Raw genomic sequence first — 23084 nt, 5'->3', positions numbered from 1 at the left:
GGGGGGAGCCGGTCGGCGGCGCCAGGGTCGGCCTCGGGCAGGAACAGTGACGGTTCGACGAGCTCGACCTCCAGCACGAGCGAGGTCCCGTCGTCCGCCCGGACCAGGTCCACCCGCGCGTACGGCAGGACGCCGAACCGCGCCGTGACGACGTCCATCGCCGCCCGCGCGACCGCGACCTGCTCGGCCGAGGCGGTGTGCGCCGCGGTGACCTCCGCGGCGAACAGCTCCTCGATGACCGCCGCCTCCGGCAGGGACACCCGCTTGCTCGCCGCGTGGCTGAACACCCCGTCGAGGAAGACCATCGGCCACTCGCCCTCCGACGGGACCGAGGCGACGAACGGCTGCACGAGGACGGTCTGCCCGCGTCGGTGGAGGGACGACACGTGCTCCGACGCCACGTCGTGCTGGTCCAGTCCGTACGACGCGGCGTCCCTGCTCCCGGCGCCGACCGCGGGCTTGACGACGAACCTGCCAGCCGGGAACGCCGGTCGGGTGCCCGGCGGGACGAACCGCGTCGGCGTGACGGGGACGCCTGCTGCCGCGAGCTCGGAGAGGTAGCCCTTGTCGGTGCTCCAGCGCACGGCCGGCAGCGGGTTCACGAGCTCCGTCGCCGCGTCGACGTGGGCGAGCCACGCCAGGAACACGTCGAGTCGGTCGTCGTAGCCCCACGTCGAGCGGAGCACGGCGCGGTCGAAGGCCGACCAGTCGACGGCCGGGTCGTCCCAGTCGACGACCGAGACGGCGACTCCGGTCCGACGGATCGCGGCCAGCGCCGGTTCCTCGTCGGGGTCGAGTCCGCGGGCCGCCGCGGCGGTCACCCAGGCCAGGGTCGAGATCGTCACGAGCCCAGTGTGGCAGCGCAGGAGGGCGCAGCCGTCGCGGTGGCCCGCGCGAGGGGGATCGCCCCTGCAGCGCGGGATGCCGTGGCCGTCGCCGGGGACCGGGGCGCGCTACGATGGTCCGGTCGTCAGACCCGGCAGTGGGGCCTGCCGGACCCAACCGCGGCACGAGCCGCCAACGGTCCCTATCCCGAGATGAGCGCACGCGTGCGATGCCGCGTGCTCGGCGATAGGAGCCCCGTGTCCACGAACGACCGCCGCCGCCTGACCGACTCCGGCAGCATCCCGATCGACCCCGACGTCGAGGTCGACGAGACCGACACCCGGCCCGACCGGCCGCCGCACCTGAGCTGGCGGTACCTCGGCGTGGTGTTCGTCGGCGGAGCGGTCGGCACCGCGATCAGGGCCGTGCTGTCGTCCGCGTTCCCGGCGGACGGCGGCGTCGACTGGGCGATCCTGACGATCAACGTCGTCGGCGCCCTCTGCCTCGGCATGCTGCTCGAGGCCCTCGCCCACCGTGGTCCGGACGTCGGCCGTCGGAGGACCCTCCGCCTGACCGTCGGCACGGGCGTCCTCGGCGGGTTCACCACGTACTCCACCCTGGCCGACGGCACCGCCCAGCTGCTCGGCACCGGTCGCTGGGCCGTCGGCAGCGGGTACGCCCTGCTCACGGTGGTCCTCGGGCTGGCGGCGGTCGTCGCCGGCATGTGGATCGCCGTCCTCCTCCGCCCCCGTCGGACCGAGGCGGCGTCGTGAACCCCTTCGAACTCCTCCTCGTCGCGGTCGGCGGCGGCGTCGGCGCGGCACTCCGGTTCCTGCTCGACGGACTCGTGAAGGTGCGGGTCATCGACACGGCGCTCGCGCGCCTCCCGGTCGGCACGATCCTCATCAACGTGTCCGGATCGCTCCTGCTGGGCGTCCTCACGGGGGCGGGACAGGCCGGTGCACTGCCGCTCCCGATGGTCGCCGTGCTCGGGACGGGCATGATGGGTGGGTACACGACGTTCTCGACGGCGAGCGTCGAGACCGTGCAGCTCCTCCGATCCGGCAAGGCCGGACTCGCCGTCCTGAACGGCCTCGGGATGCTCGTCGTCTCGGTCGGCGCCGCCGCGCTCGGCCTGCTCATCGGAAGGAACACATGACCTCGGAACGCCCCGGCGAACTCGTCCTCGTCCGACACGGAGAGACGGAGTGGTCGAAGAGCGGGCAGCACACCGGCCGCACCGACATCCCGCTCACGGAGAACGGCATCGAGCAGGCGAAGCGCGCCGGACGGTACCTCACCGATCGTTCGTTCGCCCTCGCGCTGTCGAGCCCGCTCCAGCGCGCTCGCGACACGGCCGCGCTCGTCGGCGTCGACCCGGAGCTCGACGAGGACCTCTACGAGTGGGACTACGGCGCGTACGAGGGACTCACGACGCCGCAGATCAAGGTGCTGCGCCACGGGCCGTGGGACCTCTGGACCGACGGCGTGCCCGCCGGCGACACCCCTGGTGAGAACGCGGCGGAGGTCCGGGTGCGCGTCGAACGCATCCTCGACCGTGCCCGTCCCGTGCTCGCCGACGGGCAGGACGCGATCGTCGTCGCGCACGGACACGTCCTCCGCGCGCTCGGCGCCGCCTGGATCCGGTTGGCGCCGCAGGACGGTGCGGTGCTGAAGCTCGGTACGGCCTCGGTGAGCATCCTCGGGTACGAGCACGGCCGGCCTGTCATCGACGCCTGGAACATCCAGCCGCGGGACTGACGTCGCGGTCGTGACCACCTGACGGACGGGAGGCCCGTGGCGGCGCCGCCACGGGCCTCCCGTCCGTTCCGTGGTCCGTGCGCACTGCGCGGCCGCCTGCGGGCGCAGACCCGCCGGCCGCACACCGGCTCGGTCATCCACGGGGAGGCCGTCGAACCACGCGCGGAACGGCCCATCACGCCCGCAGTGGAAAGCCGGATCGCTCGTCGGAGGTCGGAAGGAACGGCTGTCTACGAGCGGTACGGTCACTCACGCGCGGACGGGTCACTCACGCGCGGGCGGGTCACTCACGTGCGGACGGGTCACTCACGCGCGGATCGGGTCACTCACGTGCGGGCGGGTCACTCACGTGCGGGCGGGTCACTCACGCGCGGATCGGGTCACTCACGTGCGGGCGGGTCACTCACGCGCGGATCGGGTCACTCACGTGCGGGCGGGTCACTCACTAGCGGATCGGTTGCCCACGAGCGGAACGACCCATCACGCCCGCAATGGGAAGCCGAATCGCTCGTAGGAGGTCGGAAGGAACGGCTGCCTACGAGCGGAACGGCAACTCACGCGCGGATCAGCTGACCATGAGCGAAACGACCCATCGCGCCCGCAGTGGAAAGCTGAATCGCTCGTAGGAGGTCGGAAAGAACGGCAACCTACGAGCGGAACGGCAACCCACGAGCGGATCGGCAAGCCACGAGCGGAACGGCACCGCACGAGCGGCACCGCGTCAGACGGTCGGGATCGCACTCGTCGCACCGAGCGGGCGGCCCCGGCGTCGCTCGACCGCGCGCCCGACGACCAGCAGGGCGACGCTGACGAGGGCACCGAGGACGGTCTGCGCGATGCGGTCGAGTGCGAGGAGCGGCGGCGCCTCTGGCAGGCTCAGCCACGACACCGCGAGGGCGAGCGGCGTCAGGAACAGCAGCGTCACCGCGTAGTGCCGTGCGACGAAGATCTCCGCGAAGAACTGCCCGACGACGGCGATCACGACGATCCGCCACACGCCCGGTTCGAGCAGCAGGATCCCGACCGCGACGACGGTGCCGCCGACGGTGCCGATCACACGCTGCCAGGCGCGGCGGACGGTGTGGCGCTGCCGGAGCGCGGGGAGCGTCGACACGACGGCGATGACGGCCCAGTAGGGGTGCCCGAGTCCGGGGATCGCGACGGCGACGCTCCCGGCGACGAGGGACCCGACGACGTTGAGCGCCACGGTCTCCCGGAACGCCGGGGTGCGCAGGACGTCGAGCGTGCGGTGCTTCGTCGCGCCGAGCGGCCGGAACCGGTGCGGTGCTCGCGGGTGGAACGCCCGACGGAGCACGACGCCCGACATCGCCACGAGCCACGCCCACGCGACCGAGCCGACGATGACGAGCAGGACCGTCGGCACGTCGGACGGCCGGAGCGGCACGAGCGCCGACACGACGAACGCGAACACCGGGAAGATCGGCTGCGCGGGGATCGTCTGCAGCACGGTGAGTGTGCACACCGCGACGACGAGGACGACCACGAGCCCGACGGCCTGCAGCCAGAGCGGGTGCCCGAGCAGGGCGACGCCGATGCCGGCCAGCATGCACACCGTCTGCAGCGCCGCCGCCACCCCGGTGGTGACGGCACGCTGCCGGTACGGCTCGGTCGCCCCGAAGATCGCGGTGAACCCCGCGAACATCGCGAACGCCGCGTACCCGGGCATCCCCAGGGCGATGAGCAGGGCCAGCGGCACGCCGCCGGCGATCGCTGCGCGCGCTGCGCCCTCGAGGTTCACGGTCCGGGTCGAGTGCGCAGGTGTCGTCATGTCGTCACCCATCCTCCCACCGCGACGGGTGTCGCCGACCCGCGCCGTGCCTCCCGGCGGTGGGGACGACCCGCCGGGAGGCCCGTGGCGGGGCCCGCCACGAGCCTCCGGACGGCACGTGCCCACGTTGGTATACCAACCTGCTAGAGTGGCCGGACCGAGCCGCGACAGCGGCGTACCGACGTCAACGAGGAAGGGCCGGGCCGATGGGAAAGACGCTCGCCGAGAAGGTGTGGGACGACCACGTCGTGGTCAAGGGCGAGGACGGCAAGCCGGACCTCCTCTACATCGACCTCCACCTCGTGCACGAGGTCACGAGCCCGCAGGCGTTCGACGGCCTGCGCCAGGCCGGCCGCCCGGTGCGTCGCCTCGACCTCACGATCGCGACTGAGGACCACAACACCCCGACCCTCGCGATCGACCGGCCCATCGCCGACCCGACGAGCCGCACCCAGATCGAGACGCTCCGCCGCAACTGCGAGGAGTTCGGCGTCCGCCTGCACTCGCTGGGCGACAAGGAGCAGGGGATCGTCCACGTGGTCGGACCGCAGCTCGGCCTGACGATGCCGGGCATCACGGTCGTGTGCGGCGACTCGCACACGTCGACGCACGGCGCGTTCGGTGCGATGGCCTTCGGCATCGGCACGTCCGAGGTCGAGCACGTCCTCGCCACGCAGACACTGCCGCTCAAGCCGTTCAAGACCATGGCGATCACGGTCGAGGGCACCCTTCGCCCGGGCGTGACGGCGAAGGACATCATCCTCGCCGTCATCGCGAAGATCGGTACCGGCGGTGGGCAGGGCTACGTGCTCGAGTACCGCGGCTCCGCGATCCGCGCGCTCTCGATGGAGGGCCGCATGACGATCTGCAACATGTCGATCGAGGCCGGAGCCCGTGCGGGCATGGTCGCGCCCGACCAGACCACCTACGACTACGTCCAGGGCCGCGACCACGCGCCGACGGGCCAGGACTGGGACGACGCCGTGGCGTACTGGGAGACGCTGCGCACGGACGACGACGCGGTGTTCGACGCCGAGGTGTTCATCGACGCCGACGAGCTCGAGCCCTTCGTCACGTGGGGCACCAACCCCGGCCAGGGCGTGTCCCTGTCCGAGAGCGTCCCGGACCCGTCGAGCTACGACGACCCGAACGACCAGGCGGCAGCCTCGCGGGCCCTGGAGTACATGGACCTGCAGGCCGGCACGCCGATGAAGGACATCGCCGTCGATGCGGTGTTCATGGGGTCGTGCACGAACTCCCGCATCGAGGACCTCCGCGCCTTCGCGTCGATCATCAAGGGGCGTGAGAAGGCTCCCGGGGTGCGCGTGATGGTCGTGCCGGGCTCTGCGCGCGTCCGGCTCGAGGCCGAGGCCGAGGGGCTGGACAAGGTGTTCACCGACTTCGGCGCCGAGTGGCGGTTCGCCGGCTGCTCGATGTGCCTCGGCATGAACCCCGACCAGCTCGCGCCGGGGGAGCGCTGCGCCTCCACCTCGAACCGCAACTTCGAGGGCCGGCAGGGCAAGGGCGGTCGGACGCACCTCGTGTCGCCGCTCGTCGCCGCCGCCACCGCCGTCCGCGGGACGCTGTCGAGCCCGTGGGACCTGCAGACCGACGACGCGCTGGCGTCCGTCACCGACACCGAGACCGCCACCACGACCGCGACCACCGAGGGGACCTTCTGATGGACAAGATCACCACCGTCACCGGGGTCGCCGCGCCGCTCAAGCGCTCGAACGTCGACACCGACCAGATCATCCCGGCGGTCTACCTCAAGCGCGTCACGAAGACCGGCTTCGAGGACGCGCTGTTCGCCGGGTGGCGCCAGGACCCGGACTTCGTGCTCAACCAGCCGGAGTACCAGGGCGCCGCGGTGCTCGTCGCCGGACCCGACTTCGGCACCGGGTCGAGCCGCGAGCACGCCGTCTGGGCGCTCCGCGACTTCGGGTTCCGGGTCGTCGTGTCGTCCCGGTTCGCGGACATCTTCAAGGGCAACGCCGGCAAGCAGGGCCTCGTCACGGCGATCGTGACCGAGGCGGAGGTCGAGGCCCTCTGGGCCGAGATCGAGCGGAACCCCGGCGTGTCCGCGACGGTCGACCTCGTGGCGCAGCGCGTGTCGATCGGGGATGTGGACGTCCCCTTCGAGATCGACGCTTACACTCGTTGGCGGTTGATGGAAGGGCTCGACGACATCGGGCTCACCCTCCGTGACGAGACCGCGATCACGGAGTTCGAATCCCGCCGCTCCCGTTGGCGGCCGAAGACATTGCCGGTGAAGTAGTGAACTCTCTCGTACAGGACGCCGCAGCCGCTGGGGCCCGCGTGGGCCTCAAGTCGGACGAGATCGTCATCCGGGGCGGCAAGCCGCTCGTCGGACGCATCGAGGTCCGCGGGGCGAAGAACCTCGCGACCAAGGCGATGGTGGCGGCACTCCTGGGCGACACCCCCTCGATCCTCAAGGACGTACCGGACATCTCCGACGTCAAGGTCGTCCGCGGCCTGCTCGAGGTGCACGGGGTGCGGATCACGGATCCTGCACGAGGCGAGCTCATCCTCGACCCGTCGAACGTCGAGTCCGCGCACTTCGCGGAGATCGACGCCCACGCCGGGTCGAGCCGCATCCCGATCCTGTTCTGCGGTCCGCTGCTGCACCGGCTCGGCGAGGCCTTCATCCCCGACCTCGGCGGGTGCCGCATCGGCGACCGGCCGATCGACTTCCACCTCGACGCGCTGCGGGCGATGGGCGCCGTCGTCGACAAGCAGGTCAGCGGCATCCACCTCACCGCGCCCGACGGGCTCCGCGGTGCGGAGATCGAGCTGCCGTACCCGAGCGTCGGCGCGACCGAGCAGGTGCTCCTGTCCGCGGTGCTCGCCTCGGGCACGACCGAGCTCCGGAACGCGGCCATCGAGCCCGAGATCATGGACCTCATCGCGATCCTGCAGAAGATGGGCGCGATCGTCACGGTCGAGCCGAGCCGCACGATCTTCATCGAGGGCGTCGAGTCGCTCCGCGGCTACACCCACCGCGCGATCAACGACCGCAACGAGGCCGCGAGCTGGGCGTCGGCCGCGCTCGCCACCAACGGCGACATCTTCGTCGAGGGCGCGAAGCAGCAGGAGCTGATGACCTTCCTCAACGTCTTCCGCAAGGTCGGCGGCGGGTTCGACGTCCAGGAGGACGGCATCCGGTTCTACCGGGAGCGCGAGGTCCTGCGCCCCGTCGTGATCGAGACCGACGTGCACCCCGGCTTCATGACCGACTGGCAGCAGCCGCTCGTCGTCGCGCTGACCCAGGCCGAGGGCGAGAGCGTCGTGCACGAGACCGTGTACGAGAACCGGTTCGGCTTCACCGACGCGCTCAACGAGATGGGCGCCGACATCGTCGTGCACAAGGACGGGCTCCCCGGGCACGACCGCCGTGTCGCCCGCCGCCCGTTCGAGCAGGCCGCGGTCATCACGGGTCCCACCAAGCTGCACGGGGCCGACGTCCGCGTCCCCGACCTGCGCGGCGGGTTCAGCCACCTCATCGCGGCGCTGACCGCCGAGGGTGAGTCGCACATCACCAACGTCGGCATCATCAGCCGGGGCTACGAGCACTTCATCCCGAAGCTCCGCAAGCTCGGCGCCGACTTCGACTTCGCGGGCTGAGCGCCGTGGCTGGTACGTCGCACGGCGACGGTGACGGCCTGGAGGCGCGGCGTGCGTCCGCCTCGCAGGTCACCACGGGGCTGCCCACACCCGGGCGCCGGTGGCGCAAGGGGGAGCTGAACACCGCGTTCCGCATCACGGCGTCCGTGGTCATCCCGGTGTTCCGGTTCTCGGCGCGGTACCACTGGCACGGGTCGAAGCGGTTGCCGGAGGACGGCGCGTTCGTCCTCGCCCCGAACCACTTCACGAACATCGACCCGCTCGTGGTGGGCACGGCCGTGTGGCTGTCCCGCCGTGCGCCGCGGTTCCTCGCGAAGGCGTCGCTGTTCAAGGTCCCCGTCTTCGGCAAGCTCATGTCGGGCATGGGCCAGATCCCGGTCGAACGCTCCGGGCGGACGCGGCTGAGCGACCCGCTCGGCGGCGGCAAGTCCGTGATCGAGCAGGGCGGCGCCATCATCGTCTACCCCGAGGGCACGCTCACCCGTGACCCCGACCTCTGGCCGATGCGCGGAAAGACGGGCGCGGTGCGGATCGCGCTCGAGAACGACGTCCCGCTCATCCCGATGGCCCACTGGGGCACGCAGGGGATCATGGCGCGGTACGCCAAGAAGCTGAAGCTGTTCCCCCCGACCCGCGTCGACGTGATCGTCGGCGACGAGGTCGACCTGTCGGCGTACCGCGGCCGGCCGATCGACCAGCAGATGCTCGTCGAGGCCACCGCGATCGTCATGCAGCGCATCACCGAACTGTTGGAGGAGCTGCGCGGCGAGCAGGCTCCGGCGACCCGCTGGGACCCGGCGGCGAACAACCAGAAGGAGACCGGCAAGTTTGAGTGACCACGCCCCGGGCCTCCGCCCGCACGACGACCACCCGGACCCCGCCGTGGCCGCCCCCGGCGCCGTCGACACCGCCGCGATCCGCGTGGTGATGCAGTCGACCGACAAGCCCCGCGTGGCCGTCATCGGCGCCGGCAGCTGGGGGACCACGTTCGCGAAGGTGCTCGCCGAGGGCGGCGCCGAGACGGTCGTCTGGGCCCGTCGTCCGGAGGTCGCCCGCGAGATCACCGAGACGAAGCGGAACTCCGACTACCTGCCCGGCATCAACCTGCCGCGCACGCTGACCGCGTCGACGTCGCTCGCCGCCGTGCTCGACGGTGCCGAGCAGGTCTACGTGTCCGTCCCGTCGCAGTCGCTCCGCGCGAACCTCGACGCGATCGCACCGCTGCTGCCCGCCGCCGTGCCCGTCGTGAGCCTCATGAAGGGCGTCGAGAAGGCGACCGGCCTGCGCATGAGCGAGGTCCTGCACCAGGGGCTCGGCATCGACCGCGACCGCATCGCCGTCGCGAGCGGTCCGAACCTCGCCCTCGAGATCGCACGTCGGCAGCCCACCGCCGCCGTCGTGTCCTCGACGTCGGCCGACACCGCCACCGCCGTCGCGGCCGTGGCCACGAACCCGTACTTCCGCTCGTTCATCAACACCGACGTGATCGGCACCGAGTTCGGGGGCGTGCTGAAGAACCTCATCGCGGTCGCCATCGGCATCGTCGACGGCGTCGGGTACGGCGAGAACACGAAGGCGTCGATCATCACCCGCGGCCTGGCGGAGATGACCGAGTTCGCGGTCTCGCTCGGCGCCCAGCCGTCCACGCTGTCCGGGCTCGCCGGCCTGGGCGACCTCATCGCGACGTGCCAGTCGCCGCTGTCACGGAACAACACCGCCGGTCGACTGCTCGGCCAGGGCTACCGGTTCGACGAGGTCGTCCGCCAGATGAACCAGACCGCCGAGGGCCTGGCGTCGGTCGCGCCGATCCTCGAGCTCGCGGCGGCGAACGGGGTCGACATGCCCATCGTCAGCCAGGTGGGCGAGGTGCTCGCCGGTAGGCTCGACCCGCGCAACATCGCGCCGCACCTCACCGAGACCGACGAGCCCCAGGGCGAGTGACGGGTCCGCGACCACCCAGGGGGTCCTCCATGGCCAAGACCACCGTCGCCGTGCTGTTCGGCGGCCGTTCCAGCGAGCACGAGATCAGCTGCGTGACCGCCGGGGGCATCATGGACGTCGTCGATCGGGACGCCTACGAGATCGTGCCGATCGGCATCACGAAGGCCGGTGCGTTCACCCTGCAGCCGGACGACCCGACGCGGTGGGCGATCCACGACCGCCACCTGCCCGAGGTCCTCGACAACGGCACGCGGGTGGCGTTCCCGACGTCGCCGGCCACCCGCGACCTGGTCGTCTCGCACGCCGACGGTTCCGTGACCACGGTGCCGGACGTCGACGTCGTGTTCCCGATCCTGCACGGGCCGTTCGGCGAGGACGGCACGATCCAGGGCCTCCTCGAGATCGCCGGCTTGCCGTACGTCGGGGACGGCGTGCTCGCCAGCGCGCTGGCGATGGACAAGCACGTCGCCAAGGCCGTCCTCGAGCACGCCGGACTGCGGGTCGCACCGTGGACGACCGTGCTCCGGCGGCAGTGGGCGGCGGACCCCGTCGACGTCGCCGAGTCGGTGGCGGCGCACGGCTTCCCGGTGTTCGTCAAGCCCGCCCGCGCCGGGTCGAGCATGGGCGTCTCCCGGGTCGACGAGCCGTCGCAGCTCGGTGCCGCGATGGACCTGGCCTTCGAACACGACTCGAAGGTCATCGTCGAGCCGCGCATGGTCGGCCGCGAGGTCGAGGTCGCCGTGCTCGAGGGCCGCGACGGTGTGCCGCGCACGAGCCTGCCGGGTGAGATCGTCGTGGCCGAGGACGGCTTCTACGACTTCGCGTCGAAGTACCTGGGCGGTGACGAGTCCCTGCTCTGCCCGGCCCCGTTGACCGAGGCGCAGACCGACGAGATCCGGTCGATCGGCGCCCGGGCGTTCGAGGCGATCGGCGGCGCCGGGCTCGCCCGGGTCGACTGCTTCCTGACCGACGACGGCTTCGTCGTCAACGAGGTCAACACGATGCCCGGCTTCACCCCGCTGTCGATGTACCCGCGCTGCTGGGCGGCGTCGGGCGTGTCCTACGGCGAGCTCGTGACGGAGCTCATCGAGCTGGGACGCGCCGCCGTCCGCTGACCTCCGCCCGGCCCGTCCGGTCGCAGCCTGGAGGCCGCACCCGTCCGCAGCCCGGAGGCCGCATCCGTTCGCAGCCGCGAAAGCGACATTCCCGTGCTGTTCGCGGTGCCGATTCTGTCGCTTTCGCGAAAGCGACCCGACGCAACTGTCGCTCTCGAGCGAGTCTCGGAGTGCATGCGCGCGGCCGTGCGTGCGTGCGGTCGGATGCGCGGACGCGGCGGAGCGTCAGCCGTTGACCTCGGACGGGTCCAAGCACTCGTGCCCGTCCTTCGGCAGGGTCGCGACCGCGGTGCCGATGTCCTGCAGGACCTGGTCCGTGGCCTTCGAGGACTCGATGACGACCTGCACGGCAGGGGACCGTCCGAACGTCGTGTAGACGATCTGCGCCCCACGGTCGTCGCGGATCCAGTCGACCGACCCCTTCGAGAAGCACGGCAGGTCGGACACCGTGGGCACGGGCACGCCACAGTGGTAGATCGCCACCGCCGGGTCGCCCCACGCGGCGGTCGACTGCGCGTTCGTGTTCCGGAGTGCCGCCGACTGTCCCACCGTGTCGGGCAACCGGACCTGGGCCGCGGCGCAGGCTGCCGCGTCGGCGGACGGTGCGGCGGTCATCGACACGGCGTTCGTGCACCCCGTGAGGCCGGCCGCCAGGGCGATCGCCACGCCGACGATCGCGGCGGTGCGGGTGGTGCGGCGCGCGGTGTCCATCGGAGTCCAGGCTACCGTTCTCGTGTGGACGCGCAGCACGGGGACCAGGCCGGACCGACCGTGGGGGACCTCGGCGAGCTCGAGGTGCTCGACCGGATCGTGCGGCGGCTTCCGGCGGGCGACCCGATCGTGGGACCCGGTGACGACTGCGCCGTGGTGGCGGCTCCGGACGGCCGGTTCGTCGTCACGACCGACATGATGGTGCACGGTCCGGACTTCCGCTGGGCCTGGTCGTCGCCCGAGGACATCGGGTGGAAGGCCGCCGCGACGAACCTCTCCGACGTCGCCGCGATGGGGGCCCGGCCGACCGCCCTCGTGGTGGCGCTCGCAGCCCCGCAGGACACTCCGGTGACGGTGCTCGAGGGCTTCGCGGACGGACTGCGCGCCGCCGTCGAGGCGCTCTCGCCCGGGTGCGGCGTGGTCGGCGGCGACCTGTCGACCTCCGCGACGTTCACGGTCTCGGTCACGGCGACCGGCGACCTCGGCGGGCGGGACGCGGTGCTGCGGACCGGAGCCCGACCGGGCGACGTCCTCGCGGTGTCCGGCGAGCTCGGCCGAGCCGCACGTGGGCTCGCCCGGCTGTTCCGCGACGGGGTGGACGCCGCCGGGGAGCCCTCGCGTGCGGCGACGGTCGCGAGCGGAGCCGACTCCGACCCGGACGTCGACAGCCAGCGCCGACCCGTGCCCCCGATCGCCGACGGCGTCCGCGCCGCCGAGGCCGGGGCGACGGCGATGCTCGACCTGTCGGACGGTCTCGCGATCGACGGCGGACGGCTGGCACGAGCGAGCCGGGTGACGCTCGACCTCGACCCGGAGGCGGTGCCCGACCGGGTCGCGCTGCACGGCGGCGAGGACCACGGACTCCTCGCGACCTTCCCCGGCGACGCCCGCCTCCCCGGTGGGTTCCGCTGGATCGGGACGGTGCGGGAGCGCGGCGCGCACGACGTGCTGCGCGGCGGGGAAGCCGTCCCGACGACCGGGTGGGACCCCTACGCCGACTGGGACGGCGCCGCAGGCTGACCGGGACGGCGCCGTCGGCTGACCGGGGCGGCGCCGCAGGCTGACCGGAACGCCGCCCGCAGGCTGAACCGGCCGGCGCGGCCGCGTCCACCCGGCCACCCGCTCATGGCGCCCCGGACCGCACGACCCGGTACGTGCCTCCCGGCCGGGCGTCAGGCGGCGGCGACCACCGCTTCCCACGCGACGGTCTCGCCGTAACTGCGCTTGCTGAACGCCTCGAGCCCGGCCGGCCACGTGGGCTCCGGCGACCGCTTGCTGCGCTCGACGACGACCACGGCCTCCCTGGTGAGCCGCGGCACCAGCGCCTCGAGCACCTCGCCGAGCTCGTGCTCCGTGACCTCGTACGGCGGGTCGATGAAGACGAGGTCGAAGGTCCGGACGGTCTGCCGCAGGAAGCCGAGCGCGGGCTGCGCATGGACGTCGATCCGCACCCCGGGGACGCGCTTCTGCACGGCGCGGGCGTTCTCCTTGCAGGCGGCGGCGGCGCCGGCCGCGCGGTCGACGAGGACGACCTCGACCGCGCCGCGCGACGCCGCCTCGAGCCCGAGGGCACCCGTCCCGGCGTAGAGGTCCGCCACCGCCGCGTCCTCGACCAGGCCCCGCGACGCGAGTGACGAGAACAGTGCCTCGCGCACGCGGTCGCTCGTCGGTCGGGTGCCGGTCTTCGGCACCCGGAGCGTCGTGGAGCCGGCGGCGCCGGCGATGATGCGGGTCATGCTGCCACCGTAGCGGCCGTGACGGCCCGCCCCGGGGTTCTCCACAGGCCGTCCTGGAGGCACGGTGCAGGTCGGTCGTGCCGGGTAGCGTTGGCGTGTGGTCACCCCCGGTCCGAACGCTGCCCCGGCCGCGCCCGCGCCGTCCGTCGACGGCGGGCTCGACACCCGGCTGTCCACCGTGCTCGGTGGTCGCACCGCCGGCGCGATCGAGAAGGCGTTCGGCTACCGCACCGTGGGGGAGTTCCTCGAGCACGCGCCCCGCCGGTACGCGGAGCGCGGGGCGCTGACGGCGCTCGACTCGCTCGCGATCGGCGAGTCGGTGACGATCGTGGCCGAGGTCGTCGACGTCCGCGAGCGGACCATGCGCGCTCGCCGGGGCTCGATCCTCGAAGCCAAGATCGGCGACGGCAAGGGGCTGCTGACGCTGACGTTCTTCAACCAGGGCTGGCGGACGAAGGACCTCGTTCCCGGTGCCCGCGGCGTCTTCGCCGGCAAGGTGAGCGACTACCGGGGCGCCCGGCAGCTCGCGCACCCCGACTACGAGCTGTTCGACCGCGACGACCCCCGCTCCCTGGCCGACCCCGGCTCGGACGAGGCGATCCGCTGGTCGCGCCAACCGATCCCGATCTACCCGGCCACGGCGTCGCTGTCCTCGTGGCAGATCGCGAAGGCCATCGGAGTGGTGCTCGACACCCTTCCCGACCTCGACGACCCGATCCCGGCATCCGTCCGCACCCGGCTCGAGCTGGTGCCGTACCGGCGCGCACTCGAACTCCTGCACCGCCCCGAGAAGGTCGCCGACTTCAAGCGCGCGCAGGACGCCCTCCGCTACCGCGAGGCCTTCGTGCTCCAGACCGCGCTCGTCCAGCGCCGGATCGCGGCCCGTGCCGTCGCCTCGACCCCGCGCTCGGCGTCGCCCGGCGGCATCCTCGAACGGTTCGACGCGTCGTTGCCGTTCACCCTCACCGACGACCAGCGGTCGGTGGGTGCCGAGATCGCGTCGGACCTCGCCGGCACGTGGCCGATGCACCGGCTCGTGCAGGGCGAGGTCGGTTCGGGCAAGACGCTCGTCGCGATCCGCGCGATGCTCACCGTGGCCGAGTCCGGCGGGCAGTCCGCGCTCATCGCCCCGACGGAGGTCCTCGCCGCGCAGCACCTGCGGTCCATCGTGAAGTTCCTCGGCCCCGACCTCGCGGCGGAGCTCCGCCCGGTGATCCTGACCGGGTCGCAGTCCACCGACGAGCGTCGCCGTGCCCTGCTCGCGGCCGCGTCCGGGAGTTCGCGATTGGTGGTCGGCACGCACGCGCTCCTCGGCGACCGGGTCGACTTCGCCGAGCTCGGACTCGTCGTGGTCGACGAGCAGCACCGCTTCGGCGTCGAGCAGCGCGAAGCGCTCCGCACCAAGGGGCAGACGCCACCGCACGTGCTCGTCCTCACCGCGACACCGATCCCGCGGACGGTGGCGATGACCGTGTTCGGCGACCTCGACGTCTCCACCATCGCCGGGGTCCCCTCGGGGCGGGCCGGCGTCGAGACCTTCACCGTCGGGCTCGCGGAGCACCCGGGGTGGGAGTCGCGGATCTGGTCGCGCATGGCCGAGGAACTCGCCGCCGGGCGCCAGGCGTTCGTCGTCTGCCCGGCGATCGACGACGTCCACGCCGAGGACGACGGCGAGCCCGCGCCCGAGACGCCGGACGACGACTCCCCGAAGCGCGCACCCGCGACCGTCCTCGCGACGGCGGAGCGCATGCGGCAGATGCCGGTGCTCGACGGCCGGCGGATCGAGGTGCTGCACGGGCGGATGACCGCCGACGAGAAGGACCGCGTCATGACGACCTTCGCGGCCGGGGGCATCGACGTCCTCGTGGCGACGACCGTGATCGAGGTCGGTGTCGACGTGCCGAACGCATCGATGATGGCCGTGCTCGACGCCGACCGGTTCGGGGTGTCGCAGCTCCACCAGCTCCGCGGACGCATCGGCCGCGGGCAGTACGCCGGTGTGTGCCTGCTGGTCACGACGGCCGAGCTCGAGAGCCCGTCGCGCGAGCGGGTCGACGCGGTGGCGGCGTCGGACGACGGGTTCGAGCTCGCCCGTGTCGACCTCGAGCTGCGGCGGGAGGGGGACGTGCTGGGGGAGCGCCAGTCCGGGGGGCGGTCCTCGCTCACCCTGCTGCGGGTCGTCGAGCACGCGGACCTCATCGTCGACGCGCGACAGGAGGCCGAGCGGGTCCTGGCGACGGATCCGGACCTCGAGGGGCACCCGGCGCTGCGCGAGGCCCTGGCTCGGCGCCTCGACGAGTCGGACGCCGCCTTCCTCGGCAAGAACTGACCCGATCCGGACGCCGGCCGCACGGTGGCCGCCCGGTAGGGTCGCTCGCATGGCGCAGATCGCGGTCGTCCCCGGTTCCTTCGATCCCGTGACCCTCGGGCACCTCGACGTCATCGGGCGTGCCGCGCGGATCTTCGACGAGGTCCACGTGCTCGTCGTGCACAACCCGGACAAGCGGCCCGCCATGTTCGAGGCCGCCGAACGGGTCCGGCTCATCGAGGAGTCCCTCGTCGAGGTCGGCGTGGCCGACAACGTCCGGGTCGGGGAGTGGACCGCGGGGCTCCTCGTCGACTACTGCCGGCAGGTGGGCGCGACCGTGCTCGTCAAGGGTGTCCGGTCGGGTGAGGACGTCGCGTACGAGACGCCGATGGCGATCATGAACCGGCACCTGGCCGACGTCGAGACGGTGTTCCTGCTGCCGGAGGCGTCCCGGGCGCACGTGTCGAGCTCCCTCATCCGCCAGGTCGCGTCACTCGGGGGTGACGTCGCGCCGTACGTGCCGGAGGTCGTGGCGCGGGCCCTGACGGAGCACACGGGGCGCTGAACCGCCCGCCGCCGTCGGGACACGCGGGCGGCCGCCTCGACGTCGTGCCCGGATGCCGCTAGGCTTGACGATCGTGTCTGCCCCCGTGAACAGCCCCTACGCCCTGCGCGTGCGCGACCTCGCGCACCGTCCGGGCGAGATGCGCGAGCACTCGCTCGACATCGAGGTGCCCGACGCGATGGGTGCCGGCGTCATCGCCGTGCGGCAGGGCGCGCCGATGCACATCGACGTCCGGCTCGAGGGCCTGCACGAGGGTGTCCTCGTCTCCGGGCACGCCTCGGCCGAGGCGTCCGGGGAGTGCTCGCGGTGCCTGATCGAGATCAGCGAACCGGTCGAGGTCGATTTCGCGGAGCTCTTCGCGTACGATGGCTCGGAGGATTTCGACTTCTTCGTTCACGATGACCACGTGGATTGTGAACAGGTCGTTCGAGATGCGGTGGTGCTGTCGCTGCCGTTCCAGCCGGTCTGCCGACCGGACTGCCCAGGCCTCGACCCGGTGACGGGCGAGCGACTGGCCGACCTCGGCGAGTACACCGCTCCCGAGGTGCTGGATCCGCGCTGGGCCGCCCTGAGCGGCTTCCAGGCGAGCGACGACGGCAACACCCCTGACCAGAGCCCCGAGGGCGACGGCCGCACGTCGGCCTGATCCGACCTCGTCACTGACCACCGACCAACCGAAAGAGAACCACCATGGCCGTTCCCAAGCGCAAGCAGTCCCGTGCCAACACGCACGCCCGTCGTTCGCAGTGGAAGGCCGCGCCGGTCCAGCTCGTGAAGACGATCGAGAACGGCAAGGTCACCTACAGCCTCCCGCACCGCGCGAAGGTCGTCGAGGACTCGGCCGGCACCCCCCTGTACATGGAGTACAAGGGCCGCAAGGTCGCCGACGTCTGATCGGACGGAACGCATGGCATCGACGTCCGGCGCCACGGGGTCCCGCCCCGTGGGGTCGGACGTCGTTCGTCTGCAGGGCATCCTCGGGGTCGACATCGACCCCGAGCTGCTCCAGCTCGCCCTGACGCACCGCTCGTACGCGTACGAGCACGGCGGCATCGGGCACAACGAGCGTCTCGAGTTCCTCGGGGACTCGATCCTCGGCCAGGCCGTGACCGTGAAGCTGTTCCGGTCGTTCCCCGACCTCGACGAGGGGGAGCTCGCCAAGCGGCGGGCCAGTCTCGTCTCGACGGTCGCCCTCGCTGAGATCGCCCGGATGATCGGGCTCGGCCGGTACCTGCGCCTCGGCAAGGGCGAGGAACAGACCGGTGGTCGTGACAAGTCGTCGATCCTCGCCGACACGGTCGAGGCCGTGATCGGAGCGACCTACCTGTCCGCGGGTCCCGACCCGGCGACCGAGCTGGTCCTGCGCCTCGTCGAGCCCCTGCTCGTCGATCCGGACCGGTTCGGCGCGGCGATGGACCCGAAGACGAGCCTGCAGGAACTCTCCTCGACGCTGTCGCTCGGCGGCCCGTCCTACCGGGTCACCGAGGAGGGCCCCGACCACGACAAGACCTTCCACGCCACCGTCGTGCTGCAGGGCGAGGACGTCTCGTCGGGCACCGGGTCGAGCAAGAAGGCCGCCGAGATGGCCGCCGCGCTCCAGGCGTGGACGAAGCTCTCCGGACGGGACGGCTCCCCGCGCCTGGACGCCGACACCGCAGCCGCCGGCACCGACCCCGCCGGCACCGATCCCTCCGCCGGCGACGCAGCCCGGACCGCCTGACCGGTGCCGGAGCTCCCCGAGGTCGAGGTCGTCCGCGCCGGTCTCGAACCCGCCGTCAGCGGTGCCCGCGTGCTGCACGTGGACGTCGTGGACGACCGTGCCCTGACCCGCCACGACGGTCCGGCCGAGGACTTCGCCGACCGGCTTACCGGCCGGACCATCGGCGCTGCCGTGCGGCGCGGCAAGTTCCTCTGGTTCCCGCTGCGACCCGAGCACGACAGTGACCGTCCCGAGGCCCTCGTCACCCACCTCGGCATGTCCGGACAGGTGCTCCTCGGCCGCGACCGCCCCGCCGCGAAGCACCGCCGGATCCTCATCGACGTCCAGCCGGCGTCGACCGATCGCGACGGCGCGCCCGAACAGCCTGTCCAGCTCGAGTTCGTCGACCAGCGCACGTTCGGGTCGATGGCGCTCGACCCGATGGTGCCGACGGTGGACGGTGCACCGGCCGGCTTCGCCGGACACGTCGACGAGACCGATCCGGACGCACCGTGGCGTCGGCGCATCCCGCACCAGGTGTCCCACATCGCCCGCGACCCGCTCGATCCCGCGTTCGACGACGACCGCTTCATCGCGGCTGCCCGCAAGCGGTCGAGCGGCATCAAGCGTGTCCTGCTCGACCAGGGTGTCGTGAGCGGCATCGGCAACATCTACGCCGACGAGTCGCTGTGGGCCGCGAAGCTGCACTTCGACCGTCCGGCCGAGCGCCTGACCCGCGCCGACCTCCGCACGCTCCTCGCCGAGGTGCGGAGCGTCCTCGGGCGGGCGCTCGAGGACGGCGGCACGAGCTTCGACGCGCAGTACGTCAACGTGAACGGCCAGTCCGGGTACTTCTCGCAGCGCCTGAACGTCTACGGGCAGCAGGGGAAGCCGTGTCCCCGATGCGGCACCACCATCGTCCGCGAGGCCTTCATGAACCGGTCGAGCCACCGGTGCCCCGTGTGCCAACCCGCTCCGCGCCTCCGCAGGCGTTAGCCTGACGCCCAGCAGCACAGCCCGCAGCACACCGCCAGCAGCAGCGCAGCCGAACGCCCGGAGACCGCATGTACTTGAAGAGCCTCACCATCAAGGGGTTCAAGTCCTTCGCGCAGCCGACGACGTTCGCGTTCGAGCCGGGTGTGACCTGCATCGTCGGCCCGAACGGCTCCGGCAAGTCCAACGTGGTCGACGCCCTGGCGTGGGTGATGGGGGAGCAGGGCGCGAAGACGCTCCGTGGCGGGAAGATGGAGGACGTCATCTTCGCCGGCACCTCCACCCGCGGGCCGCTCGGTCGTGCGCAGGTGCTCCTGACCATCGACAACACCGACGGCCTGCTGCCGATCGAGTACTCCGAGGTGACGATCTCGCGCACGCTGTTCCGGAACGGCGGCAGCGAGTACGCCATCAACGGCGAGAACTGCCGCCTGCTCGACGTGCAGGAGCTCCTCAGCGACACCGGCCTCGGCCGCGAGATGCACGTCATCGTCGGGCAGGGACAGCTCGACAAGGTGCTCCACGCCACCCCGGAGGACCGCCGCGGCTTCATCGAGGAGGCCGCGGGCATCCTCAAGCACCGCCGCCGCAAGGAGAAGACGCTCCGCAAGCTCGACGCGATGCAGACGAACCTGACGCGCCTGTCCGACCTCGCGGGCGAGATCCGACGGCAGCTGAAGCCGCTCGGACGTCAGGCCGAGGTCGCCCGCAAGGCGCAGTCGGTCGCGGCGGTCGCCCGTGACGCCAAGGCCCGCATCCTCGCCGACGACGTGGTCCGCCTGCGCCGCGAGCTCCACGAGCACCAGGAGGTCGAGGCCGGCCGGAAGTCCGAGCGGATCGTCCTGCAGGAGCGCCTCGACGCCACCCGCGCGCGGCAGCAGCAGGTCGAGCAGAGCATGGTCGGCGACGACGTGGACCGGGCGCGCACCGTCGTGCACCGGCTCGAGAGCGTCCAGGAGCGGCTGCGGGGCCTGTCGAGCCTCGCCAACCAGCGTCTGATGTTCCTCGCGCAGCAGGCGGACGCCCCGCAGCAGGGTCCGACGGTCACCCCGGAGCGCGTGCAGTCGGTCCGCGACGAGGCCGAGCGGCTGGAGGAGCAAGCCGAGCAGATGGCGGGGGACTCCGGCGCGGCCGCGGCCCGCGTGCACGACGCCCGCGCCGCCCTCGATGCGCTCGACGAACAGATCGCCGCGCAGGCGGCCCGGGTGTCGCAGCACGACCTCGAGGCACAGCGACTCGCCTCCGCCGTCGACGTCGCACGGTCGAAGCGCGGCTCGGCCGTGGCCGACCGGGAGCGCCGCGAGCGCGCCCTCGCCGAGGCCACCGAGCGGGCCGAGCGTGCGGCGGCGGCACTCGCGGACATCGGGACCGACCCGTCGGAGGGCGTCGACGAGGACGCGCTCACCGCGGCCGTCGAGTCGACCCGCGAGCAGCAGCGGGTCGCGCAGACCGAACGCGACGAGCTCCGTGACCGGCTGCACGCCCTCGAACGCGAGCGTGACGCCCTCGACGCGCGGGTCGCGGCCCTCGGCATGTCCATCGACGTCCGCGACGGATCCCAGGCGCTCATCGAGGCCGGTCGCGCGGGTGTCGCCGGGCGGCTCGCCGACAGCCTGACGGTCGAGCCCGGCTTCGAGGGCGCGGTCGCCGTGGCCCTGGACGGTCTCGCGGACGCCGTGCTCGCCGACGACCGGGCCGCGGCGCTCGACGCCGTCGCGCACGCCCGGTCCGCCGACCTCGGCCGAGTCGACGTCGTCATCGCTGACGCCGACCCCGATGGGGCAGGGTCCGCCCTGCCGGACCGGCTCCCCGCCGGCGTCCGCCGTGCGGTCGACCTCGTGCGCGGCCCGCGTGCGATCGCGGCGATCCTCCGCGACACGCTCGTCGCGGAGGACGAGGACGTCGACCTGGAGGCGGTGCTCACCGCCGCCCCGTCGGCCACCGTGGTGACGCGGTCCGGTGACGTCGTCCGTGCCGTCCGCGTGACGGGTGGCGGCGAGCGCGTGACCAGCCGCATCGAGCTCGTCGCGGAGCGCGACGACGCCGTGACCCGTCGCGACGCGGTCGCGACCGACGTCGAGGACGCCGCCACGCGCCTCCAGGCCGCTCGTGCCGCCGTCGACGAGGCGCGACGCCGGGCGGAGGAGGCCGACCAGGCGTCCCGTGCGCACGCGAAGGCGGCTGCCGAGTACGACCGCAGCAGCGCGTCCACGCGGGCGCGCGCCGAGAACGCGGCCGCCGAGGTCGAGCGCCTCCGCGCTGCCCTGGCCGAGACGGACGGCGCGGTCGAGTCGGCCGAGGCGGCCCTCGCCCAGGCCGAGGCCGCGCACACGACGTTCACCGAGCAGCCGCGACCGATCGTCGACGCATCGGGTCGTCCGGCGTTGCAGGACGCGCTCGAGGCTGCCCGGGCGGCCGAGATCGAGCAGCGCATCCAGGTGGAGACCGTGCGGGAACGGGCGCGCGCCGAGCGGAACCGCGCTGCGGGGCTCGAGCGGCAGCTCCGGGCCGAACGTGCCGCCGCCGAGGAGGCCGCTCGACGCGCGGTCGTCCGGCGGGGCCAGATCGCGGTCGCCGAAGGGGTGTTGGCCGACCTCCCGGGGCTCCTCGGCGCGGTCGACCGGTCGCTCGCCGAGGCCCGTGTGCGGCTGGCGAACGAGGAGTCCGAACGGTCGAAGCGGAACACCGAGCTGCAGGTGATCCGGAACGAGGAACGCGAGCTCCGCGACCGCCTGCAGACCCTCACCGACGGCGTGCACTCGCTCGAGATGGAGATCTACGAGAAGAAGCTCCACGTGTCGGGCATCCTCGACCGGGCGCAGAGCGAGCTCGGGCTCGTCGAGGCCGTCCTCGTCGCCGAGTACGGGCCGCACGTGCCGGTGCCGGTGGACGTCCTCGTCGACCCCAGGGTGCTCGCCCGGAAGCACCGGGAGGCCGAGCGGGCCCGAGCGGCAGCGGCCGCGGCGGCCGACGACGCACCGGACGGCGCAGGGGGCGCGGTCACCGACCCGGCCGCGGACGAGGACGTCGACCCCGACGAGCGCATCGACGGACGGATCGACGAGCGGATCGACGAGCGCATCGTCGACGCCGAGTCGACGCTGCCCGGCGGTCCGGCGCTCCCCGAGTACGACGCCTCCGACGACGTCGACCCGGCCGCGGTCGAGACGGTGCCCTACGTGCGTGCCGAGCAGGAGCGCCGGCTGAAGGCGGCCGAACGCGACCTCGGGCAGCTCGGCAAGGTGAACCCGCTCGCCCTCGAGGAGTTCCAGGCGCTCGAGCAGCGGCACGCGTTCCTCGCCGAGCAGCTCGAGGACCTCCAGAAGACCCGCACCGACCTCATGACGATCATCGAGGAGCTCGACACGAAGATGCAGACCATCTTCGAGGCCGCGTTCCACGACACCCGCGAGGCGTTCGACGTCATCTTCCCGATCCTGTTCCCCGGCGGCTCGGGGTCGATCACGTTGACGAACCCGGACGACCTGCTCGCGACGGGCATCGACGTGCAGGTCAAGCCCGCCGGCAAGAAGATCGACCGCCTCACGCTGCTGTCCGGCGGGGAGCGGTCCCTCGCCGCGGTGGCGCTCCTCGTGGCGATCTTCACCGCGCGCCCGTCGCCGTTCTACATCATGGACGAGGTCGAGGCGGCGCTCGACGACGCGAACCTCGGGCGGCTCCTGACCGTGTTCGAACGCCTGCGGGAGTCGTCGCAGCTCATCGTCATCACGCACCAGAAGCGGACGATGGAGATCGCGGACGCGCTGTACGGCGTGTCGATGCGGCAGGACGGCGTGTCCGCGGTGGTCGGGCAGCGCGTGCAGGCCCGGTCGGCGGAGCCGGCCGACGCGGTCGCGTAGCGCCGCGGCCGCGGCGCGGCGCGGCGCGGCGCAATCTGTCGCTTTCGCGAAAGCGACAGATTGCGGCGCCCCGGACCGACAGATCTGTCGCTTCCACGGGACGGACCAGAGCGGCATCGACGCATCTGTCGCGTTC

At 72.5% G+C, this 23084-nt stretch carries 21 protein-coding genes; 17 read left to right on the top strand and 4 right to left on the bottom strand.

All coding sequences use genetic code 11. The annotated features are described in order from the left end of the window. Window positions 1-845, bottom strand: an 845-nt coding sequence (locus Csp2054_RS12410) for a RimK family alpha-L-glutamate ligase (protein ID WP_096899618.1), incomplete at its 3' end; no start/stop codon positions are given. A gap of 237 nt (window positions 846-1082) precedes the next feature. Between Csp2054_RS12410 and Csp2054_RS12405 the strand changes: the two genes are divergently transcribed. Genes Csp2054_RS12405 through Csp2054_RS12395 form a run of 3 tightly spaced genes read left to right on the top strand, consistent with a single transcriptional unit; the run spans window position 1083 to window position 2586 of the window. Continuing rightward, window positions 1083-1598 carry a fluoride efflux transporter FluC gene (locus tag Csp2054_RS12405; RefSeq protein WP_255252729.1) on the top strand — a complete coding sequence of 172 codons (516 nt, stop codon included), beginning with the start codon at window positions 1083-1085 and terminating at the stop codon, window positions 1596-1598. Then, complete coding sequence (gene crcB / locus Csp2054_RS12400; RefSeq protein ID WP_096899616.1) at window positions 1595-1984, top strand: fluoride efflux transporter CrcB; 390 nt, start codon at window positions 1595-1597, stop codon at window positions 1982-1984. Before Csp2054_RS12405 ends, crcB begins: the two co-directional genes overlap by 4 nt. Then, window positions 1981-2586, top strand: coding sequence for a histidine phosphatase family protein (locus Csp2054_RS12395; protein ID WP_096899615.1), 606 nt, complete (start codon window positions 1981-1983; stop codon window positions 2584-2586). The genes crcB and Csp2054_RS12395 overlap by 4 nt, the downstream gene beginning before the upstream one ends. A 721-nt stretch (window positions 2587-3307) precedes the next feature. Here Csp2054_RS12395 and Csp2054_RS12390 read toward each other — a convergent pair. Continuing rightward, window positions 3308-4375 carry an FUSC family protein gene (locus tag Csp2054_RS12390; protein ID WP_176491685.1) on the bottom strand — a complete coding sequence of 356 codons (1068 nt, stop codon included), beginning with the start codon at window positions 4373-4375 and terminating at the stop codon, window positions 3308-3310. A 206-nt stretch (window positions 4376-4581) separates the two neighbouring features. Here Csp2054_RS12390 and leuC point away from each other — a divergent pair, with 206 nt between their 5' ends. From leuC to Csp2054_RS12360, 6 genes are all read left to right on the top strand, one after another. After that, the gene (gene leuC, locus Csp2054_RS12385) at window positions 4582-6057 is read left to right on the top strand and encodes a 3-isopropylmalate dehydratase large subunit (protein ID WP_096899613.1); all 1476 of its coding nucleotides are present in this window, start codon (window positions 4582-4584) and stop codon (window positions 6055-6057) included. Then, window positions 6057-6653 carry a 3-isopropylmalate dehydratase small subunit gene (leuD, locus tag Csp2054_RS12380; protein ID WP_096899612.1) on the top strand — a complete coding sequence of 199 codons (597 nt, stop codon included), beginning with the start codon at window positions 6057-6059 and terminating at the stop codon, window positions 6651-6653. The genes leuC and leuD overlap by 1 nt, the downstream gene beginning before the upstream one ends. Further along, on the top strand, window positions 6653-8020 hold the full coding sequence (gene murA / locus Csp2054_RS12375; RefSeq protein ID WP_096899611.1) for a UDP-N-acetylglucosamine 1-carboxyvinyltransferase: 1368 nt from the start codon (window positions 6653-6655) through the stop codon (window positions 8018-8020). Before leuD ends, murA begins: the two co-directional genes overlap by 1 nt. Window positions 8021-8025: 5 nt before the next feature. Further along, entirely contained in the window at window positions 8026-8856 is an 831-nt protein-coding gene (locus Csp2054_RS12370; RefSeq protein WP_255252728.1) for a lysophospholipid acyltransferase family protein, read from the top strand. Window positions 8857-8947: 91 nt separating this feature from the next. Further along, window positions 8948-9961, top strand: coding sequence for an NAD(P)H-dependent glycerol-3-phosphate dehydrogenase (locus Csp2054_RS12365; protein WP_096899630.1), 1014 nt, complete (start codon window positions 8948-8950; stop codon window positions 9959-9961). Window positions 9962-9990: 29 nt separating this feature from the next. Further along, window positions 9991-11076 carry a D-alanine--D-alanine ligase family protein gene (locus Csp2054_RS12360; RefSeq protein WP_096899610.1) on the top strand — a complete coding sequence of 362 codons (1086 nt, stop codon included), beginning with the start codon at window positions 9991-9993 and terminating at the stop codon, window positions 11074-11076. A 225-nt stretch (window positions 11077-11301) separates the two neighbouring features. Here the strand turns inward: Csp2054_RS12360 and Csp2054_RS12355 are convergent, their stop codons facing one another. Then, window positions 11302-11787, bottom strand: a complete 486-nt coding sequence (locus Csp2054_RS12355) for a DUF3515 family protein (protein WP_096899609.1) — start codon at window positions 11785-11787, stop codon at window positions 11302-11304. A 24-nt stretch (window positions 11788-11811) separates the two neighbouring features. Between Csp2054_RS12355 and thiL the strand changes: the two genes are divergently transcribed. Next, entirely contained in the window at window positions 11812-12807 is a 996-nt protein-coding gene (thiL, locus tag Csp2054_RS12350; RefSeq protein ID WP_096899608.1) for a thiamine-phosphate kinase, read from the top strand. A 152-nt stretch (window positions 12808-12959) separates the two neighbouring features. On the opposite strand, the gene rsmD is transcribed toward thiL, so the two are convergent. Beyond that, window positions 12960-13523, bottom strand: a complete 564-nt coding sequence (gene rsmD, locus Csp2054_RS12345) for a 16S rRNA (guanine(966)-N(2))-methyltransferase RsmD (protein WP_096899629.1) — start codon at window positions 13521-13523, stop codon at window positions 12960-12962. A 97-nt stretch (window positions 13524-13620) separates the two neighbouring features. Here rsmD and Csp2054_RS12340 point away from each other — a divergent pair, with 97 nt between their 5' ends. From Csp2054_RS12340 to Csp2054_RS12310, 7 genes are all read left to right on the top strand, one after another. After that, window positions 13621-15852: an ATP-dependent DNA helicase RecG gene (locus Csp2054_RS12340; protein WP_096899607.1), complete on the top strand. Its 2232-nt coding sequence runs from the start codon at window positions 13621-13623 to the stop codon at window positions 15850-15852. A gap of 49 nt (window positions 15853-15901) precedes the next feature. Continuing rightward, complete coding sequence (gene coaD, locus Csp2054_RS12335) at window positions 15902-16396, top strand: pantetheine-phosphate adenylyltransferase (protein WP_096899606.1); 495 nt, start codon at window positions 15902-15904, stop codon at window positions 16394-16396. 85 nt (window positions 16397-16481) lie between these two features. Then, the gene (locus Csp2054_RS12330) at window positions 16482-17042 is read left to right on the top strand and encodes a YceD family protein (RefSeq protein WP_096899628.1); all 561 of its coding nucleotides are present in this window, start codon (window positions 16482-16484) and stop codon (window positions 17040-17042) included. A 44-nt stretch (window positions 17043-17086) separates the two neighbouring features. Then, window positions 17087-17290, top strand: a complete 204-nt coding sequence (rpmF, locus tag Csp2054_RS12325) for a 50S ribosomal protein L32 (protein WP_022905230.1) — start codon at window positions 17087-17089, stop codon at window positions 17288-17290. A 13-nt stretch (window positions 17291-17303) separates the two neighbouring features. Next, window positions 17304-18116, top strand: coding sequence for a ribonuclease III (rnc, locus tag Csp2054_RS12320; protein WP_255252727.1), 813 nt, complete (start codon window positions 17304-17306; stop codon window positions 18114-18116). Window positions 18117-18119: 3 nt separating this feature from the next. Next, complete coding sequence (gene mutM / locus Csp2054_RS12315) at window positions 18120-19091, top strand: bifunctional DNA-formamidopyrimidine glycosylase/DNA-(apurinic or apyrimidinic site) lyase (protein ID WP_096899605.1); 972 nt, start codon at window positions 18120-18122, stop codon at window positions 19089-19091. 68 nt (window positions 19092-19159) lie between these two features. Next, complete coding sequence (locus Csp2054_RS12310; RefSeq protein ID WP_096899604.1) at window positions 19160-22948, top strand: chromosome segregation SMC family protein; 3789 nt, start codon at window positions 19160-19162, stop codon at window positions 22946-22948. Window positions 22949-23084: the final 136 nt, after the last annotated feature.

The sequence above is a fragment of the Curtobacterium sp. 'Ferrero' genome, from assembly GCF_002412165.1.
Taxonomy (GTDB): Bacteria; Actinomycetota; Actinomycetes; order Actinomycetales; family Microbacteriaceae; genus Curtobacterium.
Note: the sequence above shows the minus strand (reverse complement) of the source record. Positions and strands in the feature narration are given on the sequence as shown.

Bases quoted from the DNA above. Each gene is read 5' to 3' on its own strand.
- rnc (WP_255252727.1), top strand. From the start codon at position 17,304: ATGGCATCGACGTCCGGCGCCACGGGGTCCCGCCCCGTGGGGTCGGAC.
- Csp2054_RS12395 (WP_096899615.1), top strand. From the start codon at position 1,981: ATGACCTCGGAACGCCCCGGCGAACTCGTCCTCGTCCGACACGGAGAG.
- coaD (WP_096899606.1), top strand. From the start codon at position 15,902: ATGGCGCAGATCGCGGTCGTCCCCGGTTCCTTCGATCCCGTGACCCTC.
- Csp2054_RS12390 (WP_176491685.1), bottom strand. From the start codon at position 4,375: ATGACGACACCTGCGCACTCGACCCGGACCGTGAACCTCGAGGGCGCA.
- Csp2054_RS12360 (WP_096899610.1), top strand. From the start codon at position 9,991: ATGGCCAAGACCACCGTCGCCGTGCTGTTCGGCGGCCGTTCCAGCGAG.
- leuD (WP_096899612.1), top strand. From the start codon at position 6,057: ATGGACAAGATCACCACCGTCACCGGGGTCGCCGCGCCGCTCAAGCGC.
- Csp2054_RS12355 (WP_096899609.1), bottom strand. From the start codon at position 11,787: ATGGACACCGCGCGCCGCACCACCCGCACCGCCGCGATCGTCGGCGTG.
- rpmF (WP_022905230.1), top strand. From the start codon at position 17,087: ATGGCCGTTCCCAAGCGCAAGCAGTCCCGTGCCAACACGCACGCCCGT.
- Csp2054_RS12365 (WP_096899630.1), top strand. From the start codon at position 8,948: ATGCAGTCGACCGACAAGCCCCGCGTGGCCGTCATCGGCGCCGGCAGC.
- Csp2054_RS12310 (WP_096899604.1), top strand. From the start codon at position 19,160: ATGTACTTGAAGAGCCTCACCATCAAGGGGTTCAAGTCCTTCGCGCAG.
- rsmD (WP_096899629.1), bottom strand. From the start codon at position 13,523: ATGACCCGCATCATCGCCGGCGCCGCCGGCTCCACGACGCTCCGGGTG.
- leuC (WP_096899613.1), top strand. From the start codon at position 4,582: ATGGGAAAGACGCTCGCCGAGAAGGTGTGGGACGACCACGTCGTGGTC.